At 67.2% G+C, this 18,955-nt stretch carries 16 protein-coding genes; 8 read left to right on the top strand and 8 right to left on the bottom strand.

Annotated elements, in window-relative coordinates:
- Positions 1 to 32: 32 nt before the first annotated feature.
- The 6 genes from gyrB to dnaA form a co-directional block, all read right to left on the bottom strand.
- Positions 33 to 2,054, bottom strand: a complete 2,022-nt coding sequence (gyrB, locus tag AC0QR5_RS12250; protein ID WP_329862018.1) for a DNA topoisomerase (ATP-hydrolyzing) subunit B — start codon at positions 2,052 to 2,054, stop codon at positions 33 to 35.
- A gap of 413 nt (positions 2,055 to 2,467) precedes the next feature.
- Positions 2,468 to 3,121, bottom strand: a complete 654-nt coding sequence (locus tag AC0QR5_RS12245; protein ID WP_430970700.1) for a DciA family protein — start codon at positions 3,119 to 3,121, stop codon at positions 2,468 to 2,470.
- Positions 3,118 to 4,461, bottom strand: a complete 1,344-nt coding sequence (gene recF / locus AC0QR5_RS12240) for a DNA replication/repair protein RecF (RefSeq protein WP_329861985.1) — start codon at positions 4,459 to 4,461, stop codon at positions 3,118 to 3,120. The genes AC0QR5_RS12245 and recF overlap by 4 nt, the downstream gene beginning before the upstream one ends.
- A gap of 16 nt (positions 4,462 to 4,477) precedes the next feature.
- Positions 4,478 to 5,365, bottom strand: coding sequence for a phosphogluconate dehydrogenase (NAD(+)-dependent, decarboxylating) (gnd, locus tag AC0QR5_RS12235; protein ID WP_329861986.1), 888 nt, complete (start codon positions 5,363 to 5,365; stop codon positions 4,478 to 4,480).
- Between the two features lie 67 nt (positions 5,366 to 5,432).
- Positions 5,433 to 6,560 (bottom strand): DNA polymerase III subunit beta, encoded by a 1,128-nt coding sequence (gene dnaN / locus AC0QR5_RS12230; RefSeq protein ID WP_329861987.1) that lies wholly within the window; start codon positions 6,558 to 6,560, stop codon positions 5,433 to 5,435.
- A gap of 441 nt (positions 6,561 to 7,001) precedes the next feature.
- The gene (dnaA, locus tag AC0QR5_RS12225) at positions 7,002 to 8,414 is read right to left on the bottom strand and encodes a chromosomal replication initiator protein DnaA (RefSeq protein ID WP_329861988.1); all 1,413 of its coding nucleotides are present in this window, start codon (positions 8,412 to 8,414) and stop codon (positions 7,002 to 7,004) included.
- Positions 8,415 to 8,937: 523 nt separating this feature from the next.
- Between dnaA and rpmH the strand changes: the two genes are divergently transcribed.
- The 8 genes from rpmH to AC0QR5_RS12185 all read left to right on the top strand — a co-directional run bounded on the left by rpmH (position 8,938) and on the right by AC0QR5_RS12185 (position 15,295).
- Positions 8,938 to 9,075, top strand: a complete 138-nt coding sequence (gene rpmH / locus AC0QR5_RS12220) for a 50S ribosomal protein L34 (RefSeq protein WP_127513203.1) — start codon at positions 8,938 to 8,940, stop codon at positions 9,073 to 9,075.
- A 71-nt stretch (positions 9,076 to 9,146) separates the two neighbouring features.
- Positions 9,147 to 9,602 carry a ribonuclease P protein component gene (gene rnpA / locus AC0QR5_RS12215; protein ID WP_329861989.1) on the top strand — a complete coding sequence of 152 codons (456 nt, stop codon included), beginning with the start codon at positions 9,147 to 9,149 and terminating at the stop codon, positions 9,600 to 9,602.
- Positions 9,589 to 9,960, top strand: a complete 372-nt coding sequence (gene yidD, locus AC0QR5_RS12210) for a membrane protein insertion efficiency factor YidD (RefSeq protein WP_329861990.1) — start codon at positions 9,589 to 9,591, stop codon at positions 9,958 to 9,960. The genes rnpA and yidD overlap by 14 nt, the downstream gene beginning before the upstream one ends.
- A gap of 6 nt (positions 9,961 to 9,966) precedes the next feature.
- A complete protein-coding gene (yidC, locus tag AC0QR5_RS12205; protein ID WP_329861991.1) occupies positions 9,967 to 10,926 on the top strand; it encodes a membrane protein insertase YidC in 960 nt (319 codons plus the stop codon).
- A 3-nt stretch (positions 10,927 to 10,929) separates the two neighbouring features.
- Complete coding sequence (locus tag AC0QR5_RS12200) at positions 10,930 to 11,472, top strand: Jag family protein (RefSeq protein ID WP_329861992.1); 543 nt, start codon at positions 10,930 to 10,932, stop codon at positions 11,470 to 11,472.
- Positions 11,473 to 11,560: 88 nt separating this feature from the next.
- The gene (gene rsmG / locus AC0QR5_RS12195) at positions 11,561 to 12,208 is read left to right on the top strand and encodes a 16S rRNA (guanine(527)-N(7))-methyltransferase RsmG (protein ID WP_329861993.1); all 648 of its coding nucleotides are present in this window, start codon (positions 11,561 to 11,563) and stop codon (positions 12,206 to 12,208) included.
- 344 nt (positions 12,209 to 12,552) lie between these two features.
- The gene (locus AC0QR5_RS12190; RefSeq protein ID WP_430633254.1) at positions 12,553 to 13,443 is read left to right on the top strand and encodes a ParA family protein; all 891 of its coding nucleotides are present in this window, start codon (positions 12,553 to 12,555) and stop codon (positions 13,441 to 13,443) included.
- Positions 13,444 to 14,065: 622 nt separating this feature from the next.
- Positions 14,066 to 15,295 (top strand): ParB/RepB/Spo0J family partition protein, encoded by a 1,230-nt coding sequence (locus AC0QR5_RS12185; RefSeq protein WP_329861994.1) that lies wholly within the window; start codon positions 14,066 to 14,068, stop codon positions 15,293 to 15,295.
- 2,285 nt (positions 15,296 to 17,580) lie between these two features.
- On the opposite strand, the gene trxA is transcribed toward AC0QR5_RS12185, so the two are convergent.
- Both trxA and trxB read right to left on the bottom strand, forming a co-directional pair.
- A complete protein-coding gene (gene trxA, locus AC0QR5_RS12180; protein WP_329861995.1) occupies positions 17,581 to 17,904 on the bottom strand; it encodes a thioredoxin in 324 nt (107 codons plus the stop codon).
- Between the two features lie 28 nt (positions 17,905 to 17,932).
- Positions 17,933 to 18,910 (bottom strand): thioredoxin-disulfide reductase, encoded by a 978-nt coding sequence (gene trxB, locus AC0QR5_RS12175; protein WP_329861996.1) that lies wholly within the window; start codon positions 18,908 to 18,910, stop codon positions 17,933 to 17,935.
- Positions 18,911 to 18,955: the final 45 nt, after the last annotated feature.

Raw genomic sequence — 18,955 nt, 5'->3', positions numbered from 1 at the left:
AAAGTCTGCGTGGCTTCGGCGGGCGGTCCGGGCTAGATGTCCAGGAAGCGCACGTCCTTGGCGTTCTGCTGGATGAAGTTGCGGCGCGATTCGACGTCCTCGCCCATGAGCACGGAGAAGATCTGGTCCGCGGCCGCGGCGTCCTCCATGGTGACCTGGCGCAGCGTGCGGCGGTCGGGGTCCATCGTGGTGTCCCACAGCTCGGTGTAGTCCATCTCGCCGAGGCCCTTGTAGCGCTGGATGCCGTTGTCCTTGGGCAGGCGCTTGTTGGCCGCGGCGCCGGCGGTCAGGGCGGCGTCGCGCTCCTTGTCCGTGTACACGTAGTCATGCGCCGCGTTGGACCACTTGATCCGGTACAGCGGCGGCTGGGCGAGGTAGACGTAGCCGTTCTCGATGAGGGGGCGCATGTAGCGGAACAGGAGGGTCAGCAGCAGGGTCGTGATGTGCTGGCCGTCCACGTCGGCATCGGCCATGAGGACGATCTTGTGGTACCGCAGCTTGGCCATGTCGAATTCCTCGCCGATGCCCGTGCCGAACGCGGTGATCATCGACTGCACCTCGGCGTTGCCGAGCGCCTTGTCGAGGCGGGCGCGCTCGACGTTGAGGATCTTGCCGCGCAGGGGGAGGATCGCCTGCGTGCGGGGGTCGCGGCCGCGCTTGGCGGAACCGCCCGCGGAGTCGCCCTCCACCATGTAGACCTCGCACTCGACCGGGTTCTTCGAGGAGCAGTCCGCGAGCTTGCCGGGCATGCCGAAGGACTCGAGCGGCGACTTGCGGCGGGCGTTGTCGCGGGCCTTGCGGGCCGCGAGCCGGGCCTGGGCCGCGAAGAGCGCCTTGCGGATGATGTCCTTCGCCGTGTTCGGGTTGCGCTCGAGCCAGTCGCCGAGCTCCTCGTTGACGACTCCCTGCACGAAGCCCTTGGCGACCGAGTTGCCGAGCTTGGTCTTCGTCTGGCCCTCGAACTGGGGCTCGCCGAGCTTGACGGAGATGACGGCCGTGAGGCCCTCGCGGATGTCGTCGCCCGTGAGGTTCTCGTCCTTCTCCTTGAGGATGCCCTTGTCCTTGGCATAGCGGTTGATGAGCGAGGTCATCGCCGCGCGGAAGCCCTCCTCGTGGGTGCCGCCTTCGTGCGTGTTGATGGTGTTCGCGTAGGTGTGCACGGACTCGGAGTAGGCCGTGGTCCACTGCATCGCGATCTCGACGGAGATCTTCTTGTCCTCGTCCTCGGACTCGAAGGCGATGACGTCCTCGTGGACGAGCTCCACCTTCTTGGACGCGTTGAGGTGCTTGACGTAGTCCAGCAGGCCGTCCTTGTAGAGGTAGTCCACGACGCGGTGCTTCGGCTCGGCCGCCTCCTCGGCGCCCTCCTCCGACTCCTCGGCGATCTCCTCGCCGGCTTCCTCGAGGACCCGCTCGTCCGTGAGCGTGATGCGCAGGCCCTTGTTGAGGAAGGCCATCTGCTGGAAGCGGGCGCGCAGCGTCTCGAAGTCGAAGTCGATCGTGTCGAAGATCTCCGGGTCCGGGTAGAACGTCTGCGTCGTGCCCGTCTCAGCGGTCGCCGGGCCCTGGACGAGCTCGCCCTGCGGCACGCCGCCGTTGGCGAAGCCCATGCTCCACACGTGGCCCTGCCGGCGGACCTCGGTGTCGACGCGCACGGAGAGCGCGTTCACGACGGAGATGCCGACGCCGTGGAGGCCGCCGGAGACCGCGTAGCCGCCGCCGCCGAACTTGCCGCCGGCGTGCAGGATGGTCATGACGACCTCGACCGTGGGCTTGCCCTCGGTGGGGTGGATGTCCACGGGAATGCCGCGGCCATTGTCCACGACGCGGACGCCGCCGTCCTCGCGGAGGGTGACCTTGATGTGGTCGCAATAGCCGGCGAGGGCCTCGTCGACGGAGTTGTCGACGACCTCGTAGACCAGGTGGTGCAAGCCGCGCGCGCCGGTGGAGCCGATGTACATGCCGGGACGCTTGCGGACCGCCTCGAGCCCCTCGAGCACGGTGATGGCGCTCGCGCCGTACTCGTTGGTCACCTTGCGGTTGCCGTTGGCCATCCGCTCGTCGTCGCCGGTGGCCTCCGGCGCCTCCGCGGCGGTGTCGGAGGATCCTGCCCCGGTGTCTGCCGCGTCGTCGGACGGATCGTTCGGGGTGGTGTTCTCAGTATCCACAGGCGCTGCAGACTCCTTGTCCAGGGACGGCGGGCCGCCGCCGCTCGGCGGAGACCACATGAACCGGCGTCTCACCCTCACGGCGAGACGCCACGTCTACGATTCTACCGCTTAAGCCCCGCCGGAGCGCGTCGATTCGGCCCCGAACACCACCCATTAGCCAAAAATGCCGCTCAGGACGCGTTGGACACCCCCTCCACGAGGGTCTCCACACCCGCTAGCCCCACGGGCCGCTAGGGCGCGTCCCTGTCGAAGTCCTGTCACATGGAACCGCGGTCCGCCCCGGCGACCCGTCCGGCTCATCCGTAGGTGTCGCGCGGTCCGCGCCCGGCAATGCGCCGGCGCCCCTTCTGCCAGCTGGGCGCCGAGGGTCCCAGCACCTGGATCACGGTGACGACGCCGGGGCCCAGCTTCTCGTCGAACGTCTTCAGGAGACTGTTGCTGAGCAGGCGGAGCTGGGTCGCCCACGCGGTCGAGTCGCAGCGCACGACGACGGTGGTCCCCTCGAAGCTCTCGGGCCGGCAGTGCGCGGCGACCTGGCCTCCCACGAGCGCGTCCCATTCCGTCAGGACGGAGCCGACGGCGACGGGGGAGGACCATCCGCGGTCGCGGAGCATGCGCTCGAACACGGTGCCGATCCCCTGGGGATCGCGCCCGTCGTCGTACTCAATGCCCCGCGGTCCGGCCCTCCGGGCGGCCCGGTCGGCGGCGCGGCGTTCCCCCGCACGCTGGGCGCGGGCCGCGTCCATCCGCACCTCGCCGCGGCGGGCTGCCGCCTCGCGCATCCTGTTCACCATGGCCCGGGCGGCGTCCAGCTCCGCCACCTCGTCCGGCTCGAAGGCCTGGCCACGGCCCGCGGCGGGGCCCGGCCTGGCCGGCGGCAGCAGCGGCTCCGGTGCGTCGCGGTCCGGGTCGTCCCGGTGCCGGTCCCAGCCGTCGCGCGCCGCGCTCATGAGGACCCCGGTTCCCCGTCGCCCGGAACCACGGCGTCGTCGAGGGCCGCGTCGCCGTCCGTGACCGCGCCGTGGTCCGATCGATCGGCGTCGCCCGGATCCGCGGGACCGGTCGCGGCCGTGCCGACCCCGCCGAGCGGGACACCGGCCGCTTCGGCCGGGATCCCGATGCTTCCCGGTGCAACGGCGAAGACCCGCCCGCCGAGGGAAGCGGGCACGTCGGAGGCGACGGCGGCCGTGACGATGACCTGCTCGGCGTCGGCGACGAGCGCGGCGAGCCGGGCCCGGCGGCCCGTGTCGAGCTCGGCGAAGACGTCGTCGAGGATGAGGACCGGTCCGGCCCCTTCCCGGGGATCGTCCTCGAGCAGCGCGCGGTAGGACGCCAGGCGCAGCGCGAGCGCGAGGGACCACGTCTCGCCGTGGGACGCGTAGCCCTTCGCCGGAGCCCCTCCCAGCGTCAGGTGCAGCTCGTCGCGGTGCGGACCGACCAGCGTCAGCCCCCGGTCCAGCTCGCGCTGGCGCTGCGCCACGAGCTCGGCGAGGAAGCGCTCGGCCAACCCGGCCGTCGTCGCCCGGGCGAGTTCCGCCCCGGCGCCGCCGTCGTCCCCGGCCGGGGCCCCGTCGTCGTCCACCTCGCCCGTGATGCTCGAGCGGTAGAGGGCGCCGACGTCCTTGGACCCGTCCGTGATCCCCGCATAGGCGCCGTCGAGGTGCGGTGCCAGGCGTTCAAGCGTGTCCAGGCGGCCGCGCAGGAGGCGTGCACCGGCCTCGGCGAGGTGCTGGTCCCACACCTCGAGCGTCGCCTCGTGCGCCGAGGTGAAGCGCCCCGCGGCCCGGGCGGACTTGAGCAGGGCGTTGCGCTGCTTGAGCACCCGCTCGTAGTCGCCCCGCGTCGCGGCCTGGTGCGGCTGCAACAGCACGAGCAACTCGTCGAGGAAGCGCCGGCGGCTCCCGGGATCGCCCTTGACGAGGGCCAGGTCCTCGGGGGCGAACAACACCGTCCGGATGATCCCCGCGGCGTCCTTGGCCCGGACGGGATTGGCCCGGTTGATGCGGGCCCGGTTGGCCTTGCCCGCCGTGATCTCCAGCTCGACGGCGGTGGCCTGCGTCCCGCGGACCGCGCGGGCGCGCACGATCGCCCGCTCAGCGCCGAAGCGGATCAGCGCCGCATCGGTGGAGACGCGGTGGGAGGAAAGGGTCGCGAGGTAGCCGATGGCCTCGGCGACGTTGGTCTTGCCGACCCCGTTGGGCCCGAGCAACACCGTGGTGCCCGGCGAGAGCTCGAGGTCGGCCTGCGCGTAGCTGCGGAAATCGGTCAGCGAGACATGGGAGACGTACACGGCGGAACACCCCCGTTCACTCGCCCGGGCGCTTGACGGCGTGGCCGCCGAACTGCTGGCGCAGGGCGGCGACGGCCTTCATCGCCGGGGAGTCGTCCTGCCGGGAGGCGAAGCGCGCGAACACGGATGCGGTGATCGCCGGCGCCGGGACCCCGTTGGCGATCGCTTCCTCCACGGTCCAGCGGCCTTCGCCCGAGTCCTCGACGTATCCGGCGATCCGGGACAGCTCCGGGTCCTGGCGCAGCGCCTCGACCATGAGGTCCAGGAGCCAGGAGCGGATCACGGTGCCCTTCTGCCATGCGGCGAACGTCCCGGGGACGTCGCGGATGATGTCCTTGGCCGCGAGCAACTCATAGCCCTCGGCGTAGGACTGCATGAGGCCGTACTCGATGCCGTTGTGGACCATCTTGGCGTAGTGTCCCGCGCCGGCTGCCCCGACGTGGACGAAGCTGTCCGCCCGCTCGCCCTGGGGACGCAGCGCGTCGAAGACGGGCAGGAGTTCCTCGACGTCCGCCTCCGCGCCGCCGACCATGAGCCCGTAGCCGTTCTCGAGGCCCCACACCCCGCCCGAGACGCCGCAGTCGACGAACCGGATGCCGCGGCCGGCCAGCTGTTCCGCATGGCGCTGGTCGTCGCTGAAACGGGTGTTGCCGCCGTCGATCACGAGATCCCCGGTCGACAATCGCGAGGCGAGGTCGTCCACGACCGAATCCGTGACGGCGCCGGCCGGCACCATGATCCAGACGATCCGCGGCGACGGCAGCGCGGCGATGAGCGCGTCGAGGTCGGCGACGTCAGAGACCTCCGGGTTGCGGTCGTAGCCCGTGACGTCGACACCTCCCCGGCGCAGGCGTTCGCGCATGTTGAAGCCCATCTTGCCGAGACCGATGAGTCCGATGTGCACGTTGTCCTCCTGGGTGGGGTCCTGGGATGGGGCCGCCGTACGGGGATCGCCGGCGGCGGCTCTCCAGCTAGGCGCCGGTGGGCAGCCGGACCGGCATGACGAGGTAGCGGTAGTCCACCTCGTCCTCGCCGTCGATCGTCTTCTGCGCCGTCATCATGGCCGGCTTGGGGGCCGAGGTGAAGGAGAACCGCACGAACTCGCTGTCGAAGGCGTTCAGGCCCTCGCTCAGGTAGGCCGGGTTGAACGCGACGGTGATCTCCTCGCCGTCGAGGTGCGTCTCCAGGGCTTCCTCGGCCTGCGCGTCCTCTCCCGTGCCGGCGTCGAGCGCGAGCTGCCCGTCCGTGAAGGCGAGGCGGACCGGGGTATTGCGTTCCGCGACGACCGCGACGCGCCGGACGGCCTCCACGAGCTCGCTCGTGTTCACGGTCGCGTGGATCGGAGTGCTCTCGGGGAAGAGCGAGCGGATCTTCGGGTAGTCCCCGTCCACGAGCAGCGAGGTGGTGCGGCGGTTGCCGCTCTCGAAGCCGATCAGGTCGCTGTCCTCGCCCAGGGCGATCCTGAGCTCGCCGGATCCGCCCAGGGTCTTCGCGACCTCGTTGAGCGTGCGGGCCTTGACGAGCGCGGAGGTGGAGAGTCCCGGAACGGTGGGCTTCCAGGAGACCTCGCGCATCGCCAGGCGATAGCGGTCGGTGGCGAGGAACGTGATGAGGTCGTCCTCGATCTCCATCTTGACGCCGGTGAGGATCGGCAGGGTGTCGTCCTTCGACGCGGCGACGATCACCTGGCTCACGGCCTGGGCGAAGGCCTCGCCGTCCACGACCCCGGCCAGTTCCGGCAGCACCGGGAGCTCGGGGTAGTCGCCGACCGGCATGGTGGCGAGGTGGAAGCGGCTGCGTCCGCAGCTGACGGTGACCTTGGATCCCTCGGTCTCGATGGTCACCCGCGCCTGGGGCAGGCTGCGCGAGATCTCCGCGAGGAGCTTGCCCGAGACGAGGACGGAGCCCTCTTCCGTGGTGTCCGCGGGAATCTCGATCCTGGCCGAGATCTCGTAGTCGAAGCCGGCGAGGGCGACGATCCCGTTGCCGGCGGTGATCAGGATCCCCGAGAGGACCGGTGACGGCGGACGCTGGGACAGTGAACGGGCGGTCCAGGAAACGGCTTCCGCAAGGACGTCCCTTTCGACGCTGAACTTCACCTAGTGTTCCGCCTTTCACAGCCATGGAGCGACAAGTATTCGGTGCAAGCTTAGCCCCTAGGCGCCAGGGCACCGCACCGGATCCTCCGCATCGGTGGATGGCGTTCATCCGGGGAACGGGGTCGTTCGGCAGGGAGGGGACTTGTTATCTGGATTCTTCGAAAAAGGGGGATTCGTAGTGTTAATAACTGCTGTGGATGCTGTGGATAACCCGCCTGCGCCGTGCGGCGCCCCGGATCTGCCCTGTTGACAAGGTGTTGGGTCGGCTCCGGTGAACTACAGGATCCCGGTGGATAGAAATCAGCGTCGTTTAAGGGATCCACAGGAGGGGGTGGGGTTATGCGCAGGCCGACCCGTCTCGTCCACTTAAGAATCCACAGAATTATCCACAGCTGTGGCTTTCGGCACGATGGGGCTCCACGCACCGTTCCCGCGGGGTGGTCAGCCGTCGCGCTGCTGCTGCTTGATCCGGTTCGTGAGCTCCGTGACCTGGTTGAAGATCGCCCGGCGTTCGGCCATGAGCTCGCGGATCTTGCGGTCCGCGTGGATCACGGTGGTGTGGTCCCGGCCGCCGAGGATCTGCCCGATCTTCGGCAGGGACATGTCCGTCAGCTCGCGCAGCAGGTACATCGCGATCTGCCGCGCGGTGACGAGCGTCCGGGTCCGGGACTTGCTGTTGAGCTCCTCGATGCTGAGGTTGAAGTAGTCCGCGGTCTGGGCGATGATCGCCTGCGGCGTGATCTCCTGGGCGCCCTCGTCCGTGATGAGGTCCTTCAGCACCTGCTCCGCCAAGGCCATGTCGACTCCCTGGCTGTTGAGCGAGGCGAACGCCGTGACGCGGATCAGCGCGCCCTCGAGCTCGCGGATGTTGGTGGAGATCTTCGACGCGATGTATTCCATGACGTCGTCCGGCGCGGACAGGCCCTCCGCCGTCGCCTTCTTGCGCAGGATCGCGATCCGCGTCTCCAGTTCCGGCGGCTGGATGTCCGTCAGCAGGCCCCATTCGAAGCGCGACCGCATCCGGTCCTCGAAGCCGGCGAGCTGCTTCGGCGGCAGGTCGGATGTGATGACGACCTGCTTGTTGTGGTTGTGCAGGGCGTTGAAGGTGTGGAAGAACTCCTCTTGCGTCGCGTCCTTGTTCGCGAGGAACTGGATGTCGTCGATGAGCAGGATGTCGACGTTGCGGTAGGTCTGCTTGAAGCTCGCGCCCTCGTCGTCGCGGATCGAGTTGATGAAGTCGTTCGTGAACTCCTCGGAGTTCACGTAGCGGACGCGGATCCCGTTGTAGAGGTGGCGCGCGTAGTGGCCGATCGCGTGCAGCAGGTGCGTCTTGCCCAGGCCGGAGTCCCCGTAGATGAAGAGCGGGTTGTAGGCCTTGGCGGGCGCCTCGGCGACGGCGACCGCAGCGGCATGGGCGAAGCGGTTCGACGCGCCGATGACGAAGGTGTCGAAGATGTACTTCGGGTTCAAGCGACCGAACTCCTGGGAGTTCGACGGCGGCGTCGGCTGCGGTCGCGTGCCGGGGACCCGGTCCTTGCGGATCGGCTGCTCCTCGGGTTCGGGCTCGGGTGCCGGCTCGGGAACCAGATCGGCGTCGATGCTGAACGCGCACAGGATGTCGTCCTGGAAGACCTGGCGCAGCGCGTCATCGAGGGGCGCCTTGAGCTGGGTCTGCATGACCTCGCGGGTCAACTCGTTGGGCACGGCGAGCAGCAGGGTCGTTCCGATGAGCCCGAGGGGATGGGCCAGCACGACGAATCCGCGCTGGCGCGGCGTGACGCGGTCGTCCTGCTCGAGGTTGCGGACCACCTGGCGCCAGGCGCTGCCCACGCTGTTCGACTCGTCGGTACTCACGGATGCGGCCCCTTGGCTGGTCGTTCGGGTGTCGTTGATCGGTCCGATCCGGACCGCGTCCGGGCCCCCGTGGTGCCGGGGCCGCTGGAGTTCCGATTCTAGCCGTCATCCACAGCGTTATTCACAGTCGGTGGATAACATCGCCCCCGCCGGCACGGCGGCGCGCCCGGGATGCGACACGGCGGGAATCCCGTGGTTCCGGGGATGAGGCGGGCAAGATGGTGCGCGACGGGCCGATCCCCTCACACCTGATTCGTCCACAGCTGTGGATTCCGTCCCCACAGCATGTGGACGCCGATGCCGCCTGCCCGGTTTGACGCGGAGCCCCGGCCTCCCGTACCGTTGTTTAGTCCTGTGTGTGCGTTTTCCGCGCTCCCGTACGCCCTTCCCACCGCCTGTCAGGGTGGAGGAAGCGGTCCTGGAGAGCGGCGGGCGCACCACGTTGAATACGAGCGTCAGCCTGTTCTTCCCCCTTGTAGCAACGGGTTAAGGCGCATCACATGATCGTCTTGGAGTTACTACTGTGAGCAAGCGGACTTTTCAGCCGAATAACCGCCGTCGTGCCAAGAAGCACGGCTTCCGTCTTCGTATGCGCACCCGCGCCGGCCGCGCCATCCTGGCGGCCCGCCGTTCCAAGGGCCGCACCGAACTCTCCGCCTAGGAACCCGGCGGTCCACTCCGGTCTGCCGTACGCGCCATGATTCGGCCCAACCGCCCGATCGGCCACTAGCCGTGCTGCCTCGACAGCACCGCCTGCGGACCTCCGTGGATTTCAGCACCACCGTACGTTCCGGTGCCCGCTCAGGGCGCCGGAACGTCGTGCTATATGCCCGGCGCCTCCCGGACGGCACGCCGTCACGGTTCGGCTTCATCGTCTCCAAGGCCGTCGGGAACGCCGTCGCCCGCAACCTCGTTAAACGAAGGCTGCGTGCCGTCGCTGCCGGGTTGCTCGGGCGCGGCCCCGCGGCGGGTGCGCCCGGTGCCGACGGCTACGCGACGGGATACGACGTCGTCGTCCGGGCCCTGGCTCCGGCCGCTGGCGCCGGATGGGACGCCCTGAGGGACGAGACGGTGGCGGCCCTCGCCACGGCGGCCGCCAAGGCGTCGAGGGCGCAGGACGGGCGGGACCAGACAGAGCGGTACCACACCGGGAATCCCCCGGGGAAGGGCAGCGATGGCGGGACATGAGGACCAGGCGGGCACCGGCGTCGTCCGCTGGATCATCGACGTGCCCCGGAGCCTGTTGATCCTGCTGCTCAAGGCCTACCGTCGCATCGTCTCGCCGCTCTACGGCGACGTCTGCCGCTACTTCCCCAGCTGTTCCGCCTACGCGCTCGAGGCCGTGACGGTCCACGGCGCGGTGAAGGGGGCCGGCCTCGCCGCCTACCGGGTCCTGCGCTGCAACCCGTGGAGCCACGGCGGAATCGACCATGTCCCGCCCGGCCGGAGGATTTGGCCCGAAGGCGGGACCCCGAAGATCATGGTGTTGAATCATCCGCCGATTCCCGCCGACGATGAGGCCGCTGACGCGGCACAAGGAGCATGACCGTTCATGGAATTCTTTGACACGCTGCTGTGGCCCTTCCGCCAGGTGGTCTCGTGGATCCTGCTCATGTGGCATGAGGGCCTGACCTTCATCGGCATGGACGGGGACTCCGGCTGGACGTGGACGCTGTCCATCATCCTGCTGGTGCTCCTGATCCGCACCGCACTGATCCCCGTCTTCGTCAAGCAGATCAAGGCCCAGCGCGCCATGCAGGCGCTGCAGCCGGACCTGCGGAAGCTGCAGGCCAAGTACAAGGGCAAGAAGGACCAGCTCTCGCAGCAGGCCATGATCGCCGAGCAGCGCGCCCTGTTCAAGAAGCACAAGACGAACCCGCTCTCCTCCTGCCTGCCCATCCTGGTGCAGATGCCGTTCTTCTTCGCGCTCTTCACCGTGCTGAACAACGCCTCGCGGGCAAGCGCCGACGGCACCGGCATCGGCGCCCTGCAGCCGCACCACGTCCGCAGCTTCGACGAGTCCTCGATCTTCGGGGCCAAGCTCTCCGAGACCTTCCTGGGCACCATCAATTCGGGTTCGCCGTCCGTGTCGGTGATCATCGTGGCGATCGTGATGATCCTGGCCATGACGGCCTCGCAGTTCATCACCCAGAAGCAGATCATGTCCAAGAACATGACCAAGGAGGCCCTCGAGGGCCCGTTCATGCAGCAGCAGAAGATGATGCTGTACATCCTTCCCCTCGTCTTCGGCATCGGCGGCATCAACTTCCCGATCGGCGTCCTGATCTACTGGACGGCCTCCAACCTGTGGACCCTGGGCCAGCAGTTCTACGTCATCCGCAACAACCCGACCCCCGGCTCCCAGGCGGAGCGAGAGCTGAACGAGCGGCGTGCCGCCAAGGGCCTGCCGCCCATCGGCCAGAAGAAGGCCGAGGCCGAGGAGCCGCCGCAGGTCGAACAGCCCAAGGGCCAGCGCCAGCAGCCGCAGCGTAAGAACAGGAAGAAGAAGTAGCCCATGAGCAACGTTGAAGAGACGGCCGTCCAGCCCGAGGCCACCGAGGACGCCGAGCAGGAAGCCCCCGCAAGCCGCCTCGAGGAGGAGGGCGACGTCGCCGCGGACTACCTCGAGGAGCTGCTCGACATCGCCGACATCGACGGCGACATCGACATCGAGGTCCGGTCCGGCCGCACGTACATCTCGATCGTCAACGAGGAGGGCGGGGATTCGCGCCTCAAGGAGCTGATCGGCCGCGACGGCGAGGCCCTGGAGGCCCTGCAGGAGCTGGCCCGCTTGGCCGTGCTCACCGCGACGGGCAACCGCTCGCGCCTGGTCCTGGACATCGACGGGTACCGCGAGGGGCGGGCCTCCGAGCTGCAGAAGATCGCCGAGGACGCCGTGGCGAAGGCCCGTGAGACGGGTGAGGACGTCCCCCTCGCGCCGATGAGCGCGTACGAGCGCAAGCTCGTGCACGACGCCGTCGCGGCCCTGGGTCTGGACAGCGAGTCCGACGGCGAGGGCTCGGGCCGGCACATCGTCGTCTCACTCTCCGGGGCCTAGGACGTCCCCCGGCCGCCGGTCCCCACCGGCGGCCCCCACACCGGACCCGGCAGGGTCCCGACGGCACGAACGGAAGCGGAGGTCCCCCGTGGTCGAATCCCATCAGGCAACGGAGCAGGAGCTGGACGCGGCGCAGGCCGTGTTCGGTGACCGGCTGGCCCTCGCCGAGCGCTACGTCGGGCACCTGGCCACGTCCGGCATGGAGCGGGGCCTGCTCGGCCCCCGCGAGGTTCCCCGCTTGTGGGGGCGCCACGTGCTCAACTGCGCTGTCGTCTCGTCGCTGATTCCGCGAGACGCCGCCGTGGCCGACGTCGGCAGCGGTGCCGGCCTGCCCGGGCTGACCTTTGCCATCGCGCGGCCCGATCTGGCCATCACGCTGATCGAGCCGCTGGAACGACGCTGCATCTGGCTCGGCGAGGTCGTCGAGGACCTGGGGCTGGACAACGTCCGCATCCTGCGGGGACGGGCCGAGCAAGTGGTGGACGAGGTGGACGCCGACGTGGCGACGGCGAGGGCCGTGTCCGCGCTCTCGAACCTGGCCGGGCTGACCATTCCCCTGCTGCACGGCTCCGGTCAGGTCCTGGCCATCAAGGGACGCAGCGCGGCCGAGGAAGTCGAGAAGGCGGCCAAGGTGATCAAGCGCCTTGGAGGCCGCGGAACCGAGGTGCTGACCGTCGGCGGGGACGTCCTCGAGGAATCCACGACCGTGGTCCGCATCCGCGTCGGATCGGCCTGAACCGCTAGTCTGTAGTGGTGGTACGTCGCCCCGACGGTTGAAAGGACGCCCAGTACGTGAGCAAGACCGGACAGAAGATTCCGCCCTTTGCGGCCTTGTTCGGTGGTGCCTTCCGGACTGCGGCGGAGAAACAACCAGAAGCCGTTGGTTCCACCGCTTCGGAGGTTTCACGTGAAACACCCCGCGTGGGTCGGGACGGCCTCGCGGAGGCGGCCGCGGTGTCGCCGCTCGGCGAGGTAGAGGCGGCCACCGAGTCCCCCGGCCAGGATGCGCGGCCCGCATCCCCGGAGACGTCACTGGAAGAAGCAGTTCACTCCCCATCAGAGGCACCGGTTCGGAACGTTATGGACACTATGGACGAGAGCACTCCGCTGGCGAGCCAGTTGGCCAGCGAGAACAAGCGCAGGGAACGGCTCAACGCGCGCGAACTGCCCCGACCGGAGTCGACGCGGTTCCTCACGGTCAGCAACCAGAAGGGCGGTGTCGGCAAGACCACCACCACGGTCAACATTGCCGCCGCGCTCGCCTCCGCCGGCCTGAACGTCCTCGTGGTGGACATCGACCCGCAGGGCAACGCGTCGACGGCGCTGGGGATCGAGCACCATGCCGATATCGATTCCATCTACGACGTCCTGATCAATGACGTGCCGCTCGCGGAGGTCGTGGCCCCGTGCCCCGACATCGACCACTTGATGGTTGCCCCTGCCACGATCCACTTGGCAGGGGCCGAGATCGAGCTCGTGTCGCTCGTGGCCCGCGAGCAGCGGCTGCGGCGCGCCCTCGACGAGTACGCGAAGCATCGCGCCGAAGCCGGCGAGCCGCGCCTTGACTACGTCTTCATCGACTGCCCGCCCAGCCTCGGCCTGCTCACGGTCAACGCGTTCGTGGCGGCCCGCGAGGTACTCATTCCCATCCAGTGCGAGTACTACGCGCTCGAGGGACTGAGCCAGCTCCTGAAGAACATCGAGATGATCCAGAAGCACCTCAACGCCGACCTGGTGGTGTCCACGATCCTGCTCACGATGTACGACGGCCGGACCAACCTCGCTGCGCAGGTGGCCGCCGAGGTGCGCGAGCACTTCCCACACCAGGTCCTGGGAGCAGTCATCCCGCGCAGCGTGCGGATTTCCGAGGCGCCGAGCTACCAGCAGACGGTCATGACGTACGACGCCAACTCGACCGGCGCACTGTCCTATCGGGAGGCCGCGACGGAGATCGCCGAACGCGGACAGTAGTCCGCACCGCCGTCGAAAGCGTCCGTGGCTCGTGCTTCATCCACCCTCCGGCGGTTGATTCCGGCCCGTCGAAGGCCTGTTCCCCAGGACGGCACAGTAGACTCGTCCCTGAGTATTCATGCCCTGCGGACGGGCGACACTGGTGCCGGGAGGAACACAGATGGCGGAAAAGCGACGTGGCCTAGGACGTGGACTGGGTGCCCTGATCTCCAGCGCCCCGGCAGCGAGCGACGAACGTGCGGACGAGGCAGTTCCGGTTCGGGGTACTTCACGTGGCGCATCGGCTGCCGCTTCGCCTGCCGCCCAGACCGAGGAGAATGGTTCGGCCCCCGCTGGCAAGGGGGCCTCGAAGACCTCCCGTGCTGCTAGGCCTGCCTCCGGAGCAAAGTCGTCGACCGCAGTGAAGGCGGGTTCTGCTGCGAAGGCGAAGTCTCCGGCCACGAAGAATGGCGGCTCGAAGGCTTCGGGATCTGACCATGGTTCCGCCAGTGGAGCAATGTCAGGTGGTGCCGTTGGGACTGGGGCTACCTCGACCAAGGAAACCGAAACCGCGTCGTCGGCGGAGAGCACTCCGACAACCGCCCAGCGCACTTCTACGGTCAAGAAACCGCGTCCGGTTGATATGTTCTTCACTCCCGGGCGTTCAGCCGACGACGAAGCTGTCCAGGCATCGAATCAGAGCTCCACTTCGCGTCCGTCGTCCAAGGGCGGTTCACGCAGGCCTGCCATTCCCGATGTGCTCGGAACCGGTCGGGCCGCCGGACGTGCGGCGACTTCCCCGGAGGGAGACGATGATGCCGGGGCCCCGACGAGCCTCGCTCCCGTGGGCTTTGACGGCGGCGAGGCCAAGACTGGTCTCGATCTGGGTGCTTCCGACGTGTCCGCGGCTCCTGAGCCCGTTGCGTCGAATGGAGATCTGGAAGAGGAGGCCGAGGCTCCGGTAGCCGCCTCCACCGGAGTCGCGGCGGCTGTCAGGGAAGCCGGCGATTCCGTGGACAAGGATCCGGCCGTTTCACGTGAAACGCTCGTGGCCGTCCCCGGTGCCAGCTACGTCGAGGTTCCGGTGGGAGACATCCACCCCAACCGCAAGCAGCCGCGTCAGGTCTTCGACGAAGAGGACATGGCCGAGTTGGTCCACTCCATCAAGGAAGTAGGACTGCTTCAGCCCATCGTCGTGCGGCCGAGCTCGGAACAGGGAGCGGAGAAGTACGAGCTCGTCATGGGCGAGCGACGTTGGCGGGCGACACAACAGGCGGGCCTGACGGCGATTCCCGCGATCGTCCGGGAAACCTCTGATATCGACCTGCTGCGTGATGCGCTCCTCGAGAACCTTCACCGCTCGCAACTGAATCCCTTGGAAGAAGCCGCGGCCTATCAGCAGCTTCTCCAGGAGTTTGGTTGCACGCAGGATGAGCTCAGCGAACGTATTGGTCGTTCTAGGCCACAGATCTCCAACACGATGAGGTTGATGAAGCTTCCTGCCCTCGTTCAGCGTCGTGTGGCAGCCGGCGTTCTGAGCGCCGGCCATGCTCGTGCGCTGCTGGCATTGCAGGATCCCGCCGATATGGAGCGTCTGGCGCAGCGCATCGTCAATGAAGGCCTCTCCGTTCGTGCCACTGAAGAGATCGTCGCCTTGTCCGACTCCCTTCGTCGCCCATCACGTGAAACCAAGCCCCGCTCGTCGGCACGCCATGAGCGTCTCGACTACTTGGCCACGTCTCTCTCTGATCGTTTGGATACCAACGTGAAGATCACTCTGGGGGCGAAGAAGGGCCGCGTGAGCATTGAGTTTGCCAGCGTTGACGACCTGAATCGCATCATGTCGGTCATTGCACCTGAGGGCCAGAGCTAAATGGACCAAGAGGTCTGCTGAAGATCGAATCTTCAGCTGTTGGACCAACGGTGGCCCTGTTTCACGTGAAACGGGGCCACACGTGTCTGTGTCTGTATCTGACTCTGCTTGACTGACGAATGGGTACCAACGGTCGGATGGACCCTTGTCTCTCAGAGAATGTTTCGTGTGGAGTGCGCTTCACGCCGCTAGTGTCCGGTGTGATCGGTGATCGGTGGTCGAGGCTGGGCCTACCCTGCGTGCACAGCAATGAATGGTGAGGCAGACACTAACCTGGGCGGGATAGGCGGCTCCGGTTGAACGTAGCCGGCATCCTAAACCGAGCCGTAAGCCTTGTGGAGTTCAGAATCCTGTTGAGCACCGCGTTTCACGTGAAACCCGCTAGCGGCTGCGCCAGAGTCGGAGTTGTAGGTGGATTCCGTGCCGCTCGCGTTCGCGGCTCTTGATCTCCCACGCGTTTGATCCACCACGAGGGTGCCTGGACCCCGCAACTACACCACATTGACGCGTGCCCAAAGTACGGAGTTCTTGGTAGCAACGGTTTCACGTGAAACAGGCTCTCCGCGCGCAGTTTCTCGCCTCGTGTTCAGACCGGGTGTTCGCCCAAACACCAAACAACAAACCCCCGACCTGAGGCACCAACGCGCTCATAAGAATTGCTGAACGGGAATCCAGTCTGGCAACGCGAACTTCGTTGCTACGGGTACTAGTCTCCAGGAGGCACTCGAGAGGCGATGCCGTTTACCGCGGGCGAAATAGTTCAGTATCGGGGTGGCACTCCGCATCGGAGAGCCCCGGCCGCGTACTTAGCGCCTGGGTTTCACGTGAAACGAGCCACTTATGCACAGAATCGCTGTGGAAAACTGCAGAGAGCTGTGAACAAGTCGAGCCAAACCGCCGATGGCACTCGAATTTGGCGCATCCGTGGAGCAACGAGGACTCCTCATCACGCGAGGCTCGCATCGGTCGTATCGATATTGTGGGGACCGTGGGTCCCCTCCTGGCAGTAGTGCTTGAACGGTGCCTGTACTTTTTGGACGATGATATATGCGGGCCTGTGTTTCACGTGCAACGCCCGCAGGTGGTGTGTGCGGTCGTACAATGCTTGCCCGACGCGACCAAAGTCGCCAGGACGTGGCGTTGCCGTCTACCACCGCGATGTCCAGGTGAATGTTGTTAGAGTGCTTGGTGCCTGCAGTCTGATGCCTGAATCCTGGCTCCGACTCGGACAAAGACGTCAAGCCGGACTCGTCGATAGACCAGCGTCCGTCCTCGCTCGGGTCCGACTGGTCTGATCCTGAACGCCTGCGCCGACATTCACTGAAACGAGGACGTGGAGTTGAACGTAGGCACGATTCTGGATGGGCACTGGGACGCGCGGATGCGCAGAGCCTCGATTGTCGCGCGACCGCTGTAGGTCGCGGTGTCACCTCGCTGCTGGGAGGTTTCGTCTTTGGTGTTCGCCGGGCATCATTGAGACCTGACTCGACGCAGTGAATCGAAAGGGAATCAACCGCTTAAGCCTCATGTGGACCTGGGGTGTGCGGACAGCATGCTCGTTCTACGTGAAACGCCGATCATGATGGACGCTCATTGCCTACTGGAGGGAAGGTAGGGCGGCATGGAGTACGTGTTCGGCTGTTGCTGGTGCTCCGATGAGCTCGTCTTCTCGGTGTGAGGAGCCGGTCCAGTTCTGCGTAGCTTGTCCCTGCAAGGGCTCACGTCGGCCACGAGGTTGTCCTTAAGGGTCTCCCTTGCCTTCCGGAGGGACCGCAATTCCGCCACGAGGATGAGTGTGCGGCAGGCCGATGGCCTGCTCCTCTTGCGTCTGGCAGCATGTGACAGTGAGGCCGGCCGTGTTTCACGTGAAACGGCAGGGACTTCAATGCAGTGTCTAAGGCAGCATCCAGGGCAGCGCTGGCTCAAGTTCTGCCCACCGTACCTGTCGAATCGAAGGCCTCCATCAAGTACTACTCGGCGGGGGGCGCCCACTGCGGAGGAAGGCCGCGGGTGACGCGATGCGCGCCATCGATCATGATGGCTGGACAGACCGCCGCGACGACCGTGGGCGTGGAATGGAGTGTTGCTTTCGGGCGGTGTGCCCACCAAACGTCCCCTGGGCGCGTTGCGGCGACGAACACAACTGTTATAAGTTGCTTCAGGAGGCAAATTCACCTGATGGCCTTCAGGGGCGGGCCTCGCCCAGACACTCGCCCATCAAGGGGAATCCCCCCACCGAAACTACTTGGTGGGGGGATCCAGAAGGCCTCTTCGGGGAGCGGCGGCTAGAGGTACTCGGCGAACTCCTGCTCGATGACCTGCTTCGGCTTCGCGCCGATGGACGTGGCGACGTGCTCGCCGCCTTGGAACACGAAGACCGCGGGGATGCTCGTGATGCCGTACTTGGCGGCGATGCCCGGGTTGTCGTCGACGTTGACCTTGACGACCTCGACCTTCTCCGCGTGCTCAGCGGCGATCTGGTCCAGGATCGGGCTGAGCTTGCGGCACGGTCCACACCACTCGGCCCAGAAGTCCACGATGACCGGCTTGGAGGCCTCGAGGACATCGGACTGGAAGGTGGCGTCGGTGACGTCTTTTGCGTGGCTCAAGGTGGGCCCCTTTCGGTGGTGGTGGACGCTAGCTGACGGAGGCGCTCGCGGCGGGTGCCGCGGCATGGTTGGCGAGGTAGTGCTCGACGTCGAGGGCGGCGACGCAGCCGGATCCCGCGGCCGTGACGGCCTGGCGGTACGTGGGGTCGATGACGTCGCCCGCGGCGAAGACGCCCTCCAGGTTGGTCTTGGACGTGCGACCCTGGACGGAGATGGTGCCCTCGGGCGTCAGCTCCAGGACGTCCTTGATCAGCTCGGTGCGCGGGTCGTTGCCGATCGCGACGAAGACGCCGGTGACGGCGAGCGTGGTCTGACTGCTGTCGACGAGGTTGCGCAGCTTCACGCCGCTGACCTTGGCCTCGCCCTCGAAGGCCTCGACGGCGGTGTTCCAGATGAACTCGATCTTCGGGTGCTCCAGGGCGCGGTCGGCCATGATCTTGGAGGCACGCAGCGAGTCCCGGCGGTGGATGACCGTGACCTTGGAGGCGAACTTCGTCAGGAAGAGCGCCTCTTCCATCGCGGAGTCCCCGCCGCCGACGACGGCGATCTCCTGGTCGCGGAAGAAGAAGCCGTCGCACGTCGCACACCAGGACACGCCGTGGCCGGAGAGCTCCTTCTCCCGCGGGACGCCGAGCTCGCGGTAGGCGGATCCGGTGGAGAGGATGACGGCGCGGGCCCGGTGGACGTCGCCGTTACCGAGGACGACCTGCTTCACGGGGCCTTCGAGCTCCACGGAGACGACGTCCTCGAAGAGGATCTCCGCGCCGAATCGCTCGGCCTGGGCCTGCATGTTGTCCATGAGGTCCGGACCCATGATCCCCTCGCGGAAGCCCGGGAAGTTCTCGACGTCGGTCGTGTTCATGAGCTCGCCGCCGGCGGTCACGGAACCGGCGACGACGAGCGGGTTCAGGTTGGCGCGCGCCGTGTAGACGGCGGCGGTGTACCCGGCGGGGCCGGAACCGACGATGATGACATCGCGGACGGCGTCGTTTGCTTCAGTGGCCACGCGCGGTGAACCTCCCTGTTGGTCCGGCGGCGCCGGAGGATGTGA

Source organism: Arthrobacter sp. J156 (assembly GCF_056172865.1).
This window is presented reverse-complemented; position numbering and strand designations above follow the sequence as displayed.